Consider the following 15,677-nt stretch of genomic DNA (forward strand, 5'->3'; position numbering starts at 1 on the left):
CGGGGAGACAGGAATCTGCGAAATGCAGGAAAAGCCCGTCCGGCCGACGGCTCCGACAGCCTGTCAGACCTCCAGCATCGCGGCGAGCACCGACCGCCAGTCCTCGCCCGGACGCTCCGTCAGTTCGTCCGCGAGCGTGCGTGCGGGACGGTAGCGGCGGCGGTGCTGCAGCAGGAAGTCCGGCCCGGCCGCCGCGCCGGTGCCGCGCTCCGCCTCGGTGTCCGCGCCCGGACCAGCGTGGGTGGCGTGGATCTCGCTGGAGCTGCTGAGCAGCCGGATCAGCTCGGCGGCGAAGTCACGCCAGTCGACGTGGCCGCCGACCGCGTTGACCACGCCGCCGCCCGGCCGCTCCACGCAGCTGACCAGCGCACGGGCCAGCGCCGCGCCGTGCACCCAGGGCGCGCCGTACCAGCCGCGCTCCCGTGCGGGCAGCTCGATCGGCTCACCGTTCCGCGCGGCCTGGAAGAACTGGCCGGTGGCGCCCCAGCGCAGCTGGTCGCGCAGCCTGGCGTGCGGGCCCCACACGATGGGCACCCGCACCACAGCGGCCGCGCCCCGCCCGCCGGTCCCGGCGGCCTCCAGCAGCATCCGTTCGCAGTCGAGCTTGGCCCGCCCGTACGCGGTGAACGGCCCGGCGGGCGCGGTCTCCTCGGTCACCTCGGTGACCGGCGGCTGCCCGTACGCGTCCACACTGCTGACGAAGACGAAGGTGCCCCGCCGCCACCCGTCCAGCGCGGCGCGCATGGCCGCCAGGTCCACCTCGGGGGAGGTGAAGGTGCAGGCGGCGTGGATCACCGCGTCCGCACCGGCGGCCGCCGACCGCAGGCTGTCCGGGTCGCCGAGGTCCCCTTCGCGCACCTCGACGCCGTCCGCCGCGAGCAGGTGCGCCGACTCGGGCCGTACCAGCGCCCGTACGGGACGGCCGCGTGCCGCCAGCTCCCGCAGGACGAAGGCGCCCACGCCGCCGGTGGCACCGGTGACCAGGACCGTTCCGGTGCGGGCCGCCGCAGGCCGCGCGTCACGAGACGGCGTGTCCGCGGGCCGGGCCGCGCTCCGGACGGCGGCCAGTGCTGCCGCGCGCTCCTCGCCCCGCCTGTCCAGCAGGGCCGCGATGGCGCGCGGGCTGCGGTGCTCCATCACGTCGAGGCCGGTCAGCGGCAGACCCAGCCGCTCGCGCAGCCGGTCGGCCAGTTGCACCGCCAGCAGCGAGTGTCCGCCGAGCAGGAAGAAGTCGTCGTCCGGTGCGGGCCGCCGTCCCAACTGCTCGGTGAACGCGTCCAGTACGGCCTGCCCGCGCACTCCCGAGGTGTCGGCGGGCGCGGCCGCCGCCGGTGCGCCCGGCAGGCGGCCGCGGTCCACGGCACCGTCGGCCGTACGCGGCAGTACGTCCAGGACCGTCACCGCGGCCGGGACCAGCTCGGGAGCCAACCGCGTGCGCAACGCGGCCCGCAGGCCCATGGGGTCGAGGGAGCCCGTGCGGCTCGGCACGACGTACGCCAGCGGCGGGCGGCCGTCGGTCTCCAGCAGGAAGACTTCCGCCACTTCCGGCCGGTCGCGGAGGCACTGCTCTGCCGGGTGGGCCGGCGCCGCGCTGTCCGGGGCGCCGGATGCGGACTGCGGCCTGGCCAGCGGGTGGTTGGGGTCGGCCGCCACCGCCGTCAGCAGGCCGGCGAAGCCGCGCAGCAGCCGCCGGGCCGTCCGCTCGTCGAGCCGTGCCCGGTCGTACTGCACCAGACAGCGCGGCGGGGCGCCGTCGCTCCGGTCCTCCTCCACGTAGAAGCCGAGACCGAACTTGGCCGTCTCCAGGTCGACCTCGACCGGTTCGCTCACCAGGCCCGGCAGCTCCAGGGCGGCGGGCGCCCGCAGCACGTCGGCCGTGACGTCCACCAGCGGATGGCCGTCCGCCCCGCGGGCCGCAGCCCCCAGCCGCTCGACGATCAGGTCGAACGGCACGTCCCGGTGCTGCTGCGCCTCCAGCAGCGCGTCCCGTACCCGGTCCAGCAGGTCGCCGAAGGTGCCCGTGCTCCGCGCGTCCACCCGGACGGGCAGGGTGTTCACGCACAGACCGACCAGCTCCCGGACCTCCGCCCGGTCACGGTGGCTGCCCGCACAGCCGAGCACCAGGTCCGTACGGCCCGTCTGCTCCAGCAGGGCGGCGTACGCGGCGGCCAGGGCGACGGTGAACAGCGTGCTCCGGTGCTCCCGGCCCACCGCGCGCAGCCCTTTGAGGACGGCGGGCGGCAGCGGCTCGGCGAGCAGCGCGGCCTGTCCGCGCCGGGCCGGGGCGCCGGAGTCCGCGGCCGGGGCGGGCAGGGGCACCGGCCGGGCGCCCGCGAGGCGCCCGAGCCAGAATTCCAGGCCGTTCTCCAAGGCGTCCACGGCGGCGTGCTCGCGGCGCGCGTAGTCCGCGTACTGCGGTGCCGGGACGGCGAGCGTGCCGGGCAGTTCCCCGGCCAGCGCGTCGTCACCGTCGAGCGCCGCCCCGTACAGCGCGCCCAGCTCGCGCGCGACGATCGCCAGTGAGCCGCCGTCGATCGCGATGTGATGCAACGTCAGCAGCACGGTGTGGTCCTCGGCGGCATGCCGTACGGCCAGCGCGCGCAGCACCGGACCGCTCGCCAGGTCGAAGGGCCGCGCCGCGGCCTCCCGCAGCAGCTCCGCCACGTCACCGTCCGCCGCCACCACCTCGACCGGCACCGGAGCAGCGTCCAGCGCCTCCTGGTACGGCTCGCCGTCACGCTGCCCGTACCGCGTACGCAGCACCGCATGACGGCGTACGAGAGCGGTCAGCGCCCGCCCCAGGGCCTGCGGGTCGAACGGCCCGCGCACCCGGGCCGCGAACGGCACGTGGTACGCGGCGCCGCTGCCGCCGAGACGGTCCATCAGCCACATGCGGCGCTGGGCCGCGGAGAGCGGCGCGGGACCTGTCGTGCCCCCTGCGCCTTCCGTGCCGACAGCGGCCTCGGGGGCCGCGCTCCCGCGCTTGGCAGCCTGCCGCTGACGGGCGATCCGCAGCAGCGCCGCCTCGCGGGCGGTGTCCGGAGCGGTGGTCATCGCAGGTCCTCCGAAGCAGTTGAGGCGGCCGGCCCGTCGCCGGGCGCGCCCGGGTCCTCGTGCAGGTGCAGCAGCGCCCGTTCGACATGTGCCGCCTGAGCGGCGACGGTGGGGGCGGCGAAGAAGTCGGCGAGCGACATCTCCACGCCGAGATCCTCGCGGAGGTCCTCCACGACGCACAGCGCCAGCAGCGAGTGCCCGCCGAGCGCGATGAAGTCCGCCTCGGGGTCGTCCACCGGGTGGCCCAGGGCCTGGCTCCACAGGTCGGCGACGACCTGCTGGAGCGGCGAGAGGCCGTCGGCAGCGGCCGGGGGGTTCCCGTCCTCCGGACCACCGTCCGGTTCCCCGCCCCCCTCCACCGCACGTCCGGCCAGCGCCCGCCGGTCCACCTTGCCGACGCCGGTCATCGGGAGCGCGTCCACGAACGCCCACGCGTTGGGCACGAGGTGGGCCGGCAGGCGGCCCTCCAGGTGGGCGCGCAGCGTCGCCGCTCCGGCGGCCGCACCGTCCCCGCCGCCCTCCCGTACGACGAAGGCCACCAGCCGCGCGTCGTCCGGCGCCGGACGCTGGACGACCACGGCCGCGTCGGCGACCCCGGTGTGCCCGCGCAGCGCGTGCTCGATCTCGCCCGGCTCGATCCGGAAGCCGCGGACCTTGATCTGGTCGTCGGTCCGGCCGTGGAAGTCCAGCGTGCCGTCGGGGCGCGCCGAGACCACGTCGCCGGTGCGGTAGAGCCGGCCGGCCGTCGGGTGGCCGACGAAGGATTCGGCCGTGCGGTCCGGCTGCCCGACGTAGCCGAGTGCCAGCCGGGGGCCGCCGAGCCACAGCTCTCCGCGCACGCCCGGCGCCACCGGCTGTCCGTGCTCGTCCATGACGTACGCGGTCGTCCCGGCGATCGGGTGGCCGATGGGCGGCGGGGCGTCGCAGTCGGCGTCCGTCACGCGGTGCGCGGTGGCGAAGGTGGTCGCCTCGGTCGGCCCGTACCCGTTGACCAGTTCCAGCCAGGGGTGGGCGTCCAGTACGGAGCGCGCGTGCTGCGCGGACAGTGCTTCGCCGCCCACCAGCACGCCGCGCAGCACCCCGAAGAGCGGGGACCGGCGGGCGGCCAGGTGGTGGAAGAGCGCGGTGGTCAGCACGGTGACGGTCGCGCCGAGGCGCTCCGCGTCCCGCGCCAGGCCGGCCGGCGAGAGCCGGTCGGCGGTGGACACCGCGACCGCGGCGCCGTTGGCCAGCGGAGCCCACACCTCGAAGGCGGCGGCGTCGAACGTGACGGGGGAGTGGAACAGCACCCGGTCGCGGGGCGTGAGGGTCACGTACTCCGGCCGGTGCGCCAGGCGCGCGATGCCCTGGTGAGTGACGGCCACGCCCTTGGGCTGCCCGGTCGAGCCGGAGGTGAACATCACGTAGGCGACGGCGTCCGGGGCGTAGGTGTCCTCGGCGGGCGCGGGCACGTCGTCCCCGGCGTGTTCCGCCGCGCGGGCGGGCGGCGGCAGCGTCCGGTCCCCGGGGATGCCCGCCGCCTCCACCAGGTCCTTGTCACCGACCGTCAGTACCGCTCCAGCCGTCTCCAGCATGGTCGCGATGCGCGGCGCGGGGTAGTCGGCGTCCAGCGGTACGTAGTGTCCGCCCGCCCACCAGACGGCGAGCTGGGTGACCACGAGGGGCACCGAGTGCGGCAGCAGGACGCCGACGGCGGCGCCGGGGCGCACGCCCCGGTCCCGCAGCACTCGGGCGAAGGCACGGGCCTGCACGGCGAGTTCCGCGTACGTCAGGAACGTTTCCCCGTCGGTCACCGCGAGCGCGTCGGGGGTGGTGCGGGCGAAGTGCGCGACGAGTCCGGGCAGTCCGGTCGTGAGGCTGGACGCGGGGTCGGTCGTGGGATCGGTCGTGAGGGTGGTCATCTCACACCCCCGCCAGGCCGGTGGCGGCGCGCCGGGTGTCCACCAGTGCCGCCAGCGTCCGCAGGTCGGGCTGTCGCAGCACCTCGGGCGCCCGCAGCCGTACGCCGCAGTGCTCCTCGATGCCGGTGAGCAGCCGGGCGGTGGACAGGGAGTTGCCGCCGGCCGCGGCGAAGTTGTCGCCGGTGCCGAGGGCCGGGCTGCCGAGCAGGTCGCGGCAGAGCCGCAGGACCAGCTCCTCGGTGGGCGACTGCGGTGCGCCGTCACCCTCCGGAGCTGCGGTTCCGTCGGCCGCCGCCTCTTCGGCCGCCAGGAGTGCGGCCCGGTCGACCTTGCCGTTGGCGTCCAGCGGGAAGCTGTCGAGGAACCGTACGACGGCCGGTACGGCCTGCTCGGGCAGCCAGCCGCGGGCTTCGCGGATCAGCTCGTCCGCGGCCGGCGCCGGCGCGCCGGGGACGGGCAGCACGAAGGCGACGAGCCGGGTGATCTCGCCCGCTGCGGTCTGCACGGCGACCGCGGACCGCCGTACGCCCGGGTGGTGCTCGAACGCGGCCTCCACCTCGGCGAGTTCGACGCGTACGCCGCTCACCTTCACCTGGTCGTCCAGCCGCCCGAGGAAGTCCAGCACCCCGTCGGGCCGCATCCGTACCCGGTCGCCGGTGCGGTAGACCCGGGCGGTCCCGGTGACGCCGTCCGGCGGGGCCACGAAACGGGCCGCCGTCAGGTCCGCGTCCAGGTAGCCGAGCGACAGCACGTCGCCGCCGATGCGCAGTTCACCGGCCTCGCCGCGCGGGACCACCCGGCCCGCCTCGTCGGTGACGCAGACGACGGCGCCGTCGACGGGTGTGCCGATCGGCGGGGGAGCGGTGTTGCCGTCTTCGGTCTCGACGTGGTGCACCGTGGTGACGACGGTGGCCTCGGCCGGGCCGTACGCGTTGTGCACCCGGGCCGTGACCTGCGGCGCGGGCCGGCGGCGCAGCCGGTCGCCGCCCACCACCAGGTGGCGCAGGTCGGGCAGGTCGGGCCAGGGCCGTTCCAGGACGGTCTCGGCGAGCGGCGTGGGCAGGATGGCGACGGAAACCTTGGCACGCCGCCACCAGCCGGTGAGGGCGTCCGGGTCCCAGCGCACCTCCTCGGGCGGCACACTCAGCGTGCCACCGGAGGTGAGCGCCGCCCACAGTTCCTTGAGGTGCGGGTCGAAGGAGACGCCGATCAGCAGGCTGTGCCGGTCCCCGGGCCGTGCCCCGGTGTACGCGTGGTACCAGTCCAGCAGCGAGCCGAGCGACGGGCGGCCCACCGCGACGGCCTTGGGGGTGCCGGTGGAGCCCGAGGTCAGTACGGCGTAGAAGGTGCCGGGCGGAGTGGTCGGCGCGGCCGCGGTGGCGGGCCCGGCGCGGAACGCGGCCACGACACTGCCGGCCGCGTTGGCGCCCTCGGAAGGCAGCGGCAGGGACATGGTGCTCGCCCCGGCCCCCGTACGGTACGCCGTCGGCAGCAGCGCGGGGTCACCGACGAGGCAGGCCACGCCCAGCCGCTCGGTCACCGTCGTCAGCCGGTGCTCGCCGGGGCGCGGCCCCAGCGGCAGGTAGACGGCGCCGAGCCGGGCGAGCCCGACCGCCACCGCGACCAGCGCGGCCGAGCGGTCGAGGCACACACCGACCAGGTCACCGGGGGACACCCGGCCGCGCAGCGACTCGGCCACGACGTGCGCCAGGGCGTCCACCTCGGCGTAGCTCCAGGACAGTTCACCGTCCTCGACGGCGGGCGCGTGGGGGGCGCTGTGCACCCAGTGCTCGTACCGGGCGAGGATGTCGGACCGGTCGGGGGCCTCCGCCGGTGTACCGGGCGTGGCGCCGTACGCGATGCTGAGCCGGTCGTCCTGCGGACTGCTGCCGGGACGCTCGTGCGCTGAAGTACTCATGATTCCTCTGCGGTTCGCAAGTTCACGCATTCGTAAGGGGGCGGGGCCGGGGGCGGTGGTCCGGCCCCCGGGCCCCGGAGGGCGGACGGCTCAGCCGAGACCCATGGACCGGGCGACGATCACCTTCTGGATCTCCGAGGTGCCCTCGATGATCGTCATCGACCGGACATAGCGGTACAGGTACTCCAGCGGGTGCCCGCGCACCCACCCCGTGGCGCCGTGCACCTGAAGGGCCCGGTCCACCACCCGCACCGCGGTTTCCGACGAGGTCAGTTTGGCCAGCGCGGCGTTCTCCGGCGCCTCCGTGCCGTCGTCCACCAGCCGCGCGCAGGCCAGCGTCAGCAGCTTGGCCGCCTCGATCTCCGCGCGGCTGGTCACCAGGTGCTCCTGCACATGCTGGTACGCGCCGATGCGCTCGCCGAAGGCGCGCCGCTCGCGGGCGTACGCGATGCCCTGCTCCAGCGCGTACTCGGCGATGCCGTCGCACATCGCGGCCACCACCAGGCGGCCCCGGGACAGGCTGTCCATGCCGTTGCCGAGCGCCGAACCGACCCCGTCGGGGCCGCCGATCACCGCGTCCGCCGGCACCCGCGCGTCCTCCAGCAGCAGCTCGTACAGCGGCTCGCCCGACATCCCGTCGTACCGCTGCCCGATCCGCAGCCCCGGATTGCCCGCCTCCACGACGAAGGCGGTCGGCTCGCCCCCGGCCGAGGCGACGACGATGGTGAAGTCCGCCCGGTCGGCGTTGCTCACAAAGGTCTTGCGGCCCTTGAGGACCCACTCGCCGGTCGCCTCGTCCCGCACGGCGGTGGTGGTCAGCTGAAAGGCGTCCGAGCCCGCATGCGGTTCGGTCAGCGCCAGGCAGCGCACCGCCTCGCCGCGCACCAGCGGCTTGAGATAGCGCTCGATCTGCTCCGGCGTGCCGTGCCGCAGCAGCGGGCTCGGGCCGTCGGAACCGGCGAGGGCGTACGGCGCGAGGGGGCAGCCGCTGCGGCCCGCCGCGTGGTGCAGCAGCACCACGGCGGTGAACGGCATACCGGAGCCGCCGAGCTCCTCGGGATAGTCGCCCGCGTAGAAGCCGAGGGCCGCCGAGCGACGGCGCACATAGTCACGCAGCTCGGCCGGGGGCAGGTCGGCGTCCTCCGGCAGGTCCGCCGCCAGCGGCACCAGCTCCTTGCGGATGAACGCTTCGAAGGAGGCGGTCAGTTCCCGGTGGTCGGCCTCCAGGACCGACGAGGGGCAGCTGCTCACGCCGCCACCTCCCGCACCGCACGGGCCTGGTCGGCCAGCACCGGGTTCTGGAAGAACAGCCGCAGCGGCGGCCGGCTGCCGAGCCGGGGCTCCAGCCAGGCGGCGAGCTGTGCGGCCAGCAGGGAGTGGCCGCCGATCTGGAAGAAGTGCGACGCCGGGGTGAAGTCCTCGTGGCCCAGCACCTCGCGCCATGCCTCGGTGAGCAGCGCCACCTGCGGGTCGGCGGGCTCGCCCGACGCCTCGGCCGCGGTGCTCCCGGCTGCCTCCTCGGGCGGCAGCTCGGCCACCCGGCGGGTCAGGGCCGCGCGGTCGGGCTTGCCGCCCTGCAGCGTCGGCATGGCGTCCAGCCGTATCCAGCGGGACGGTACGAGCGCGGTGGGCAGCCGGCGGGACAGCGCGGCGTGCAGCTCCTGCTCGTCCGGGCCGGCACCGTCCCCGGCGCGGGACTCCAGGAAGCCGATCAGCCGCGGCCCGGCGGGTCCGTCCGGGTCCAGCACGACGGCGGACGACCGGCCGCCCAGCTCGGCGGAGGCGGCGGCCTCCACCTCCTCCAGCTCGATGCGGTAGCCGCGCAGCTTGACCTGGTTGTCGCGGCGGCCCAGGAAGCAGAGCCGCCCGTTCAGGTCCCGGTGGCCGAGGTCGCCGGTGCGGTACACCCGCTCGCCGCCCAGGGCGTCCGGCGTCACGAAGCGCTCGGCGGTGGCCCGCGCGTTGCCGAAGTACCCGTCGGCCAGCCCGGCGCCCGCGACGGCCAGTTCCCCGACCGCGCCCGCGGGCAGCGGCCGCAGCCCGGCGTCGAGCACGTGCACCCGGGTGCCGGGCAGTTCCGCGCCGAGCGGCACCTCGGCGCCGTCCCTCAGGTCCGCGCGGGTCACCTCGTGAACGGTGCTGGTGATCGCCGCCTCGGTCACGCCGTACGCGTTGAGGACGGCGACCGACGGCGACCCGGCGGCGGCGTCCACGGCGTCGAACAGCTCGCGCAGCGCACCGACCGGCAGCCGCTCACCGCCCAGGACGATCGTGCGCGGCGCCCAGCGGCCGTCCCGCAGCGCCTCGCCCAACTCCTGCCGTACGGCGAGGAAGTAGCTGGTCGGCAGGTTGGCGACGGTGACGCGACGGGCCGCGAGGACCGCCGTCAGCTCGTCCGGGGTGGGCACCTCGCGCTGCGGCAGCACCAGGCAGGCACCGGCCAGCAGCGACGGCAGCACCTCCTCCAGCGCCACGTCGAAGGACGGCTGGGCGAAGAGCAGCACCCGGTCCCGCTCCGTCAGGCCGTACCGGCCCGCCGTGGCGCGGGCGTGCTGCGCCAGCGCCGCCCGGCTCACCACGACCGGCTTGGGCAGGCCGGTGGAGCCGGAGGTGTGGATCACGTAGGCGGCGTCCTTGAAGGCGTCCGGACCGGCGTCCGGAGCCGGGGCCACCGCTTCGGGGAACGCGGGGCCGTCCAGCAGCGCCACCGGCAGCCCTTCGGCCGGGAGGGACAGCGCGCTCTCCCGGGTGGCCAGCACCAGCGCGGGATTCAGCCGCTCCACCAGCGTCTTCAGGCGCGTGGCCGGGTCGTTGGGGGAGAGGGGGCAGTACACGGCGCCGGTCCGCAGACAGGCGAGCAGCGTGACGACGGAGTCGGTGCCGCGCGGCAGTACGGCGGCCACCGGACGGCCCTCGGTCACGCCGGCCGCGCGGAGCCGGCGCGCCAGGTCGTCGACCTGGGCACCGAGCTGACCGTACGTCAGGCTCTGGGCGCCGCCGACGAGGGCGGGGCGGGCGGGGTCCTGGCGGGCGACCGGGTCGAGCACCTCGTCGGTGGGGAGGGCCGCGAGGGTGTCCGTCTCCTCCGGGCCGGTGGCCCGGTCCGCGGTCACCGCGTCGGCTCCCAGCGAGGCCAGCGGCGCGTCCGGCGTCGCCAGGTAGGCGCGCAGGACGTCGAGGAAACGTTCCGACAGGAGCCGGACCACGTCCTCGCCGAACAGGTCACGGTCGTAGTCCCACACCAGCGTCATCCCCGCGGCGCCCTGGCGCGGGCCGACCGTCCGCCGGTCGTCCGGCATCAGCACCAGGTCCAGGTCGAAGCGTGTGGTACCGGTGTTGAAGCCCTCGTACAGCGCCACCTCCAGCTCCGGCACCTCGATCTCCGGCAGCGCCGCGTCGTGCGCGCTGAACATCACGCTGAACAGCGGGTTGTCCGCGCCGGAGGTGTGCCGGCCGAGTGCCCGGGTCAGCTCCTGCACCGGCACCTCCTGGTGCGGCAGCGCCCGGATCAGCGTGTCGGTGACCTCGTCCACCGTCTCCAGCGCCGCGGCGGCCGGGTCCGGCCGCAGGCGCAGCGGGATGGTGTTGACGAACATGCCGACGGTGCCCTCGAAGCCCACCGGACGGTTGCCCACCGCGGTGCCGACAACGATGTCGGTCCGTCCGCTGTGCCGACGCAACAGCTCCGCGAACAGGCTCAGCAGCGTGGAGAACGGCGTGTGCCCCTGGGCGCGGCTGCTCTCCCGCAGCCGCTCGGCCAGGTCGGCTCCGATGGCCTGGCGCAACTGCCCGCCCGCGTGGCGGCGCTGCGCACCGGGCCGGGCGAGGCCGGGCAGCGGCAGGTCGAAGGTGGCGTCCGACAGCTCGGCCGTCCAGTGCGCCAGGCTCGCCTGCCGGTCGGCGACGGCCGCGGCGCGCGCGTGGTCCTCGTACGAGCGTGCCGCCGACAGCTCCACCGGCTCGCCCAGCACCTGACCCCGGTACACGGTGAACACGTCGTCCAGCAGGATCGCGAAGGAGTGACCGTCGTGGATCAGGTGGTGCTCGACGTGCACGACACGGTGGTGCCGCTCGCCCAGCCGGGCCAGGCACCAGCGCAGCAGCGGGGCCTCGGTGGTGTCGAGCGGCGTCTCGGCCTCGGTCCGCAGCAGCTCCTGGAACGCGGCCTCCGGGTCGGCCTCCTGGGACAGGTCCACGGTGCGTATGCGCGGCGTACATCGTTCGCGTACCCGCTGTTCGGGCACCTCGCCCGGCCGCTCGACGAGTTCGAGGCGCAGGCCGGCGTGCCGGTCGAGGGCGGCGCCGAGCGCGGTGCGCAGGGCCGCCTCGTCCAGCCGGCCCCAGAGGTCGATCGACGCCGTGAAGTTGTAGGCACGGCTGCCCGGCAGCATCTGCTCGTGCAGCCAGACGACGTCCTGGGACGGTGAGAGTCCGAACATGGTCCATCCTTCGGGTGGTGGATGAGGGTGAGCACGGCCCGGCGCCCGCTGTCGGTCGGACGCGGGGGCGGGTGAGGTGGTGCGGTACGGCGGAGCCGGGCCGGCCCTGAGTGGGGCCGGGGTGCCGGCGTGCGGGTCAGGCCACCGGGGTGGCGGAAGCGGTACGGGGCCGGCCGGAGGGCTCGGCGGGCTCCCCGGACAGTTCGGCGGGGCCACCGGACAACTCGGCGGTCAGGGCGGCGAAGGCGTCACGGGCGAGGCCGTCCGGGAAGGCGTCCCGGTCCCAGGCCAGCCGTACGAGCAGATCGGTCCCGTACGAGACGGAGACCGCGAACGGCGCCTGGAGCGGCCGTCCGTCGATGTGCACCTCCCGGCCCGCGACGCCGTCCAGCTCCAGCGGCGGGCGGCGGTGCAGGTCCTCGAAGGTCAGCAGACCGTCCAGCTGCCCTGTCCAGGGGACGGTGGCCGTCCGGGCCGCCCGGACCACCTCGTCGAACGGGGTGTCGGCGTGGTCGAGGTCGTCCCACCAGGTGGTGGTCAGGTCGTCCGGGCCGCCGGCGAAGGCCGGGTGCACGACGGTGTTGAGGAAGCATCCGAGGACGGGCGGCGCCGCGGCGGGGCGGCCGCCCCACGGGTAACCGAGCAGGGGCGTACGGCCGGGCGCGCCCGCCTCAGCCAGGGCGCGTGCGACACTGCCGCACGCCCCGAGCAGTACGGGGAAGGCCGTGGCCCGTCCGTCACCGCCACGGACCGGCAGGCGCGCCTGGAGCGCACCGGTGGGCCGGGGCGCAGCCGGTGCGGACGTTTGCCGGGCAGCGGATTGCCCGAGAGCCGCATGCGCGCCACTGCCCGCGAGCGCCGGGGCGATCCTGCGCGCCCAGTACGCGAGCGCGTCCGGCCCCGACGCCCTTTTCTCCGCGTCGAGTTGCAGGCGTACGGCCTCCCGGTACCCGGCCACCTCCACCGCGGCACGGTCCTGCGGCACATCGCCGGGACCCAGGCCGTGCCCGTACGCCTCGCCGAGATCGGCGGAGATCCGGCCGAGCGACTGCTCGTCGCACACGGCGTGGTCCAGGGCGAGGGCGAGGATCTCCACGGGGCCCGTGGTGCCGTCGGTGTGGGTGCCGGAGCCGTCGGCCTCGGCGTCGGTGTCGGCCTCGGCGTCGGCCAGGAACAGCCGCAGTGGCGGGCCTTCGGCCGACCAGGCCAGCAGGGTCCGGCGCAGGGCCGCCGCCGCGCTCTCGCCGGGCCGCGGAGTCACCCTGTTCACCTGCGCCTCAGGCGCACCGAGCCGCTGGACGGGCGCACCGCGCAGGACGTCCGGCCGGGTACGCAGCGCGGGGTGCGTCGCGGCCAGATGGCCCGCGGCCGCGCGCAGCCGCTCCAGGTCGATCGTGCCGCGCGGGAAGGCGAAGAACAGCGGTACGACATCGGGCCGCCCGCCGGGCGCCAGCCGCCGGGCGAGCAGGAACCGGCGCTGCGCGCCGGTGACGGGCAGCAGCGCCGCCGGGTCGCTCACCCCGGCGGCGGCCTTCTCGTAGCGGGCGAGGTACTGCTCCGTGATGTTGCCGGCGGCCCGGGGGGCACCGGTGCCGGTGGTGAAGCGGGTACGGACGCCGGTGCCGGCCGGCTGGCCGGTGGTGACACCGGCTGTCGTGCTGGGGTCCACGATGACCTCCTTCGCGCCGCCGCGGACGGGGCGTTGCGTACGAGACGTGTAAGACGTACGAGACGTACAAGACATGGCAGAGACGTGCGAGACGTATGAGCCGCGCGCGACGTACGAGATGGATGAGCGGTGTGAGGCGTGCGGGCGCAGCCGCGCACGCGGGAACCACGCGGGAGCACGGCGGCCCGGATCACAGGCTCCGGGCCGCCGGCCGGCTGACCCACGTCGGCGGGTGGGTCAGCCGGCCGCTCCGGGCGCATCAACTGCCTCGGAGGCCGCTCCGGTTCCAGCTCCGTGCGCTGCTTCTCCGTGCGCCTCTCCGGTGGTGGGCAGGTCCCGCAGCTTGCGCAGGGGCGACAGCAGCAGGGGGATCGGTACGAGCAGGAACCCGACCGCGCACACCCATACGGCGGCCCGGGGGCCGGCCGCTCCGGCGATGGAACCGCCGGCCAGCGCGCCGAGCGGCATGGTCCCCCAGACCATGAACCGCAGGGTGGCGTTCATCCGGCCCAGCAGCGCGTCGGGGCAGAGCAGTTGCCGGAAGCTCACCTGGGCCACGTTGTAGACGACCGCGCCGAAGAAGACGGCGCCCGAGCCGAGCGCGAACCATCCGGCGGCGGCCCCGTGCCCGGACAGCGGCCACAGCAGGGCGAACGGTCCGGTGACCAGGGGAGCGAGCCAGATGATGCGGGCCTGCCCCAGCCGCCGGGCGACCGTCCCGGCGCACAGGGCCCCGGTCAGACCGCCGACGGCGGAGGCGGACAGCATCAGCCCGAGCACGCCGGGCGGCAGGCCCAGTTCGCGGGTCAGGAACACGGTCTGTACGGCGACGAGCATCGCCGAGAAGAAGTTCGCCACCCCGGTCGTCAGCGCGATCATGCGCAGCACGGGGTGCCGCAGCACGAAGGCCAGGCCCTCCTTGACCTGCGCCGACAGCGACACACCCGGCGTGACCTCGGGTTCCGGCTCCCGGACGCGGATGCCGCGCAGGAACAGGGCGGACGCGAGGTACCCGGCCGCGTTGGCCAGGACGGCCACCGGCGGCCCGAGCAGTTGCACGATGCCGCCGCCCAGGCCGGGCCCGGCCACCTGCGCCGCCGAACGCGCGGTCTCCAGCGCCCCGTTGCCCGCCACCAGGTGCGGGCCGGGCAGTACCCTCGGCAGGTAGCTCTGGTGGGCGACGTCGAAGAACACGGTGGCGACGCCGGTGACAAAGGCCACCAGGTACAGCTGGGCCATCGTCAGGGCGTGGCACGCCGCGGCGAGCGGCACACTGCCCATCGCCACCGCGCGCACCACATCCGTACGGATCAGCAGCGGAAGCCGCCGGACCCGGTCCACCCAGGCGCCCGCCGGCAGCCCGATGAGCAGGAACGCGGCGGTCTCGGCCGCGGTGAGCAGGCCCACTTCGAAAGCCGAGGCGTGCAGCCCGACGACGGCCACCAGGGGCAGGGCCACGAGGGCCACTTGGGTGCCTGCCTGGCTGGCCGCGGCCCCGGCGAGCAGCAGCCGGAAGTCGCGATGGCGGAGGAGCCCGTCACCGGCGCGGCTGCCGGAGGCTCGTGAGGTGGTCACATGGCTGACATTTGGTGATGAAGAGGGGGCGGGTCAAAACGACCGTAGGTTTTCCGGACAGCTTGATCCGCATTCCGGACGCCGTACGAATGTTTTGTCGTAAACCGTCCGTTCTCTCCGGTCCACCCTGCCCTGAGGTGACCTGCTACATCCTCACCAAACGTTCACTCGGCGACCATTTTTTCGGCCGTCGAGCGAATGTCCGGTAAGTGCGGCTGGGTGTGTTCAGGATCCGTAAGGACTGCTGACGGGCCGGACGAAATGTGTTACGAGCCGTGAACCCAGCGTGGTCGCGGATCCTCGACCTCCGGATCCGGCGCCCAGCGGTCCACCTCCAGGGCCCGGCAGGCCGGTCCCGTGCCGCGCCCGGAACGGCCGCGCCGCCTGCCCGTCCCGGGCCGCACGGTCAGGCCCAGCCGGCACCGGTCCAAGTACTCCGTGATCTGCTCGTCGTCCCACCCGCCCGCCTCCCGCAGTCCCGAGGACAGATGCGCCAGATAGGCGTCGGTCGGCTGCGTACGCGCGACCTCGCCCGCGCCCCACGGCGCCGTGAAGGTGAGCAGCGGCAGCCCGTCCAGCGCGCCGGGGTGCACCAGCGTCTCGTAGCGGCCGGGGCCGAACTGCGCCCGGCCCCGGTGCAGCACTTCGGCCAGGTCCAGGTCCGCCGCCGGGTTCCGGTTCATCTCCTGTGCGGCGATGTCGGAGAACTGGCCCCGCGTCACCAGGTGGGCGCGGGCCCACACCTCGCCGGGCCCGTCCGGGTCGTAGAACGCCACGCCGCCCGTCCAGTTCAGCGACTCCAGCGCGAAGTACATGGTCCCCGGCAGCACGACCGGCACGGAACGGGCGGGCGGCCGCGGATCACGGCATCCCGGACACGTCCGCAGGCCGCCCGGCGGGCGCCCGCCCGTCAGGTAGTGGCGCAGCCGTGCGCCGTGCATGTTGGAGCCGTACGACACGTACCAGACGTGCACCGCATCATCCCTTCGCCGACGTGCTGCCCGAACCGGGCGGCCTCAGGGTCGGGCCGTATGTCAAGCCGTACATCCGGCCACAAACCGGGTCGTAAGCCATGGTGCGCCCGTCACTACCACAGATCGCCGAGCGAATCCTGCGGTTTG

At 75.1% G+C, this 15,677-nt stretch carries 8 protein-coding genes; all 8 read right to left on the bottom strand.

Features of this window, described 5'->3' with window-relative positions:
- Positions 1-63: 63 nt before the first annotated feature.
- The 8 genes from OEIGOIKO_RS37890 to OEIGOIKO_RS37925 all read right to left on the bottom strand — a co-directional run bounded on the left by OEIGOIKO_RS37890 (position 64) and on the right by OEIGOIKO_RS37925 (position 15,530).
- Entirely contained in the window at positions 64-3,054 is a 2,991-nt protein-coding gene (locus tag OEIGOIKO_RS37890) for a condensation domain-containing protein (RefSeq protein ID WP_125057834.1), read from the bottom strand.
- Complete coding sequence (locus tag OEIGOIKO_RS37895) at positions 3,051-4,955, bottom strand: non-ribosomal peptide synthetase (protein ID WP_125057835.1); 1,905 nt, start codon at positions 4,953-4,955, stop codon at positions 3,051-3,053. The genes OEIGOIKO_RS37890 and OEIGOIKO_RS37895 overlap by 4 nt, the downstream gene beginning before the upstream one ends.
- Position 4,956: 1 nt before the next feature.
- Positions 4,957-6,873, bottom strand: a complete 1,917-nt coding sequence (locus OEIGOIKO_RS37900) for a non-ribosomal peptide synthetase (RefSeq protein ID WP_125057836.1) — start codon at positions 6,871-6,873, stop codon at positions 4,957-4,959.
- Between the two features lie 90 nt (positions 6,874-6,963).
- Complete coding sequence (locus OEIGOIKO_RS37905) at positions 6,964-8,124, bottom strand: acyl-CoA dehydrogenase family protein (RefSeq protein WP_125057837.1); 1,161 nt, start codon at positions 8,122-8,124, stop codon at positions 6,964-6,966.
- Positions 8,121-11,312, bottom strand: a complete 3,192-nt coding sequence (locus OEIGOIKO_RS37910; RefSeq protein ID WP_125057838.1) for a non-ribosomal peptide synthetase — start codon at positions 11,310-11,312, stop codon at positions 8,121-8,123. The genes OEIGOIKO_RS37905 and OEIGOIKO_RS37910 overlap by 4 nt, the downstream gene beginning before the upstream one ends.
- Positions 11,313-11,448: 136 nt before the next feature.
- Positions 11,449-12,981, bottom strand: a complete 1,533-nt coding sequence (locus tag OEIGOIKO_RS37915; RefSeq protein WP_246177821.1) for a condensation domain-containing protein — start codon at positions 12,979-12,981, stop codon at positions 11,449-11,451.
- A 237-nt stretch (positions 12,982-13,218) separates the two neighbouring features.
- Complete coding sequence (locus OEIGOIKO_RS37920) at positions 13,219-14,556, bottom strand: MFS transporter (protein ID WP_125057839.1); 1,338 nt, start codon at positions 14,554-14,556, stop codon at positions 13,219-13,221.
- A gap of 266 nt (positions 14,557-14,822) precedes the next feature.
- Entirely contained in the window at positions 14,823-15,530 is a 708-nt protein-coding gene (locus OEIGOIKO_RS37925) for a histone deacetylase (RefSeq protein ID WP_125057840.1), read from the bottom strand.
- Between the last annotated feature and the right edge of the window lie 147 nt (positions 15,531-15,677).

The sequence above is a fragment of the Streptomyces paromomycinus genome (genome assembly GCF_003865155.1).
In the GTDB taxonomy this organism is placed as follows: domain Bacteria; phylum Actinomycetota; class Actinomycetes; order Streptomycetales; family Streptomycetaceae; genus Streptomyces; species Streptomyces chrestomyceticus.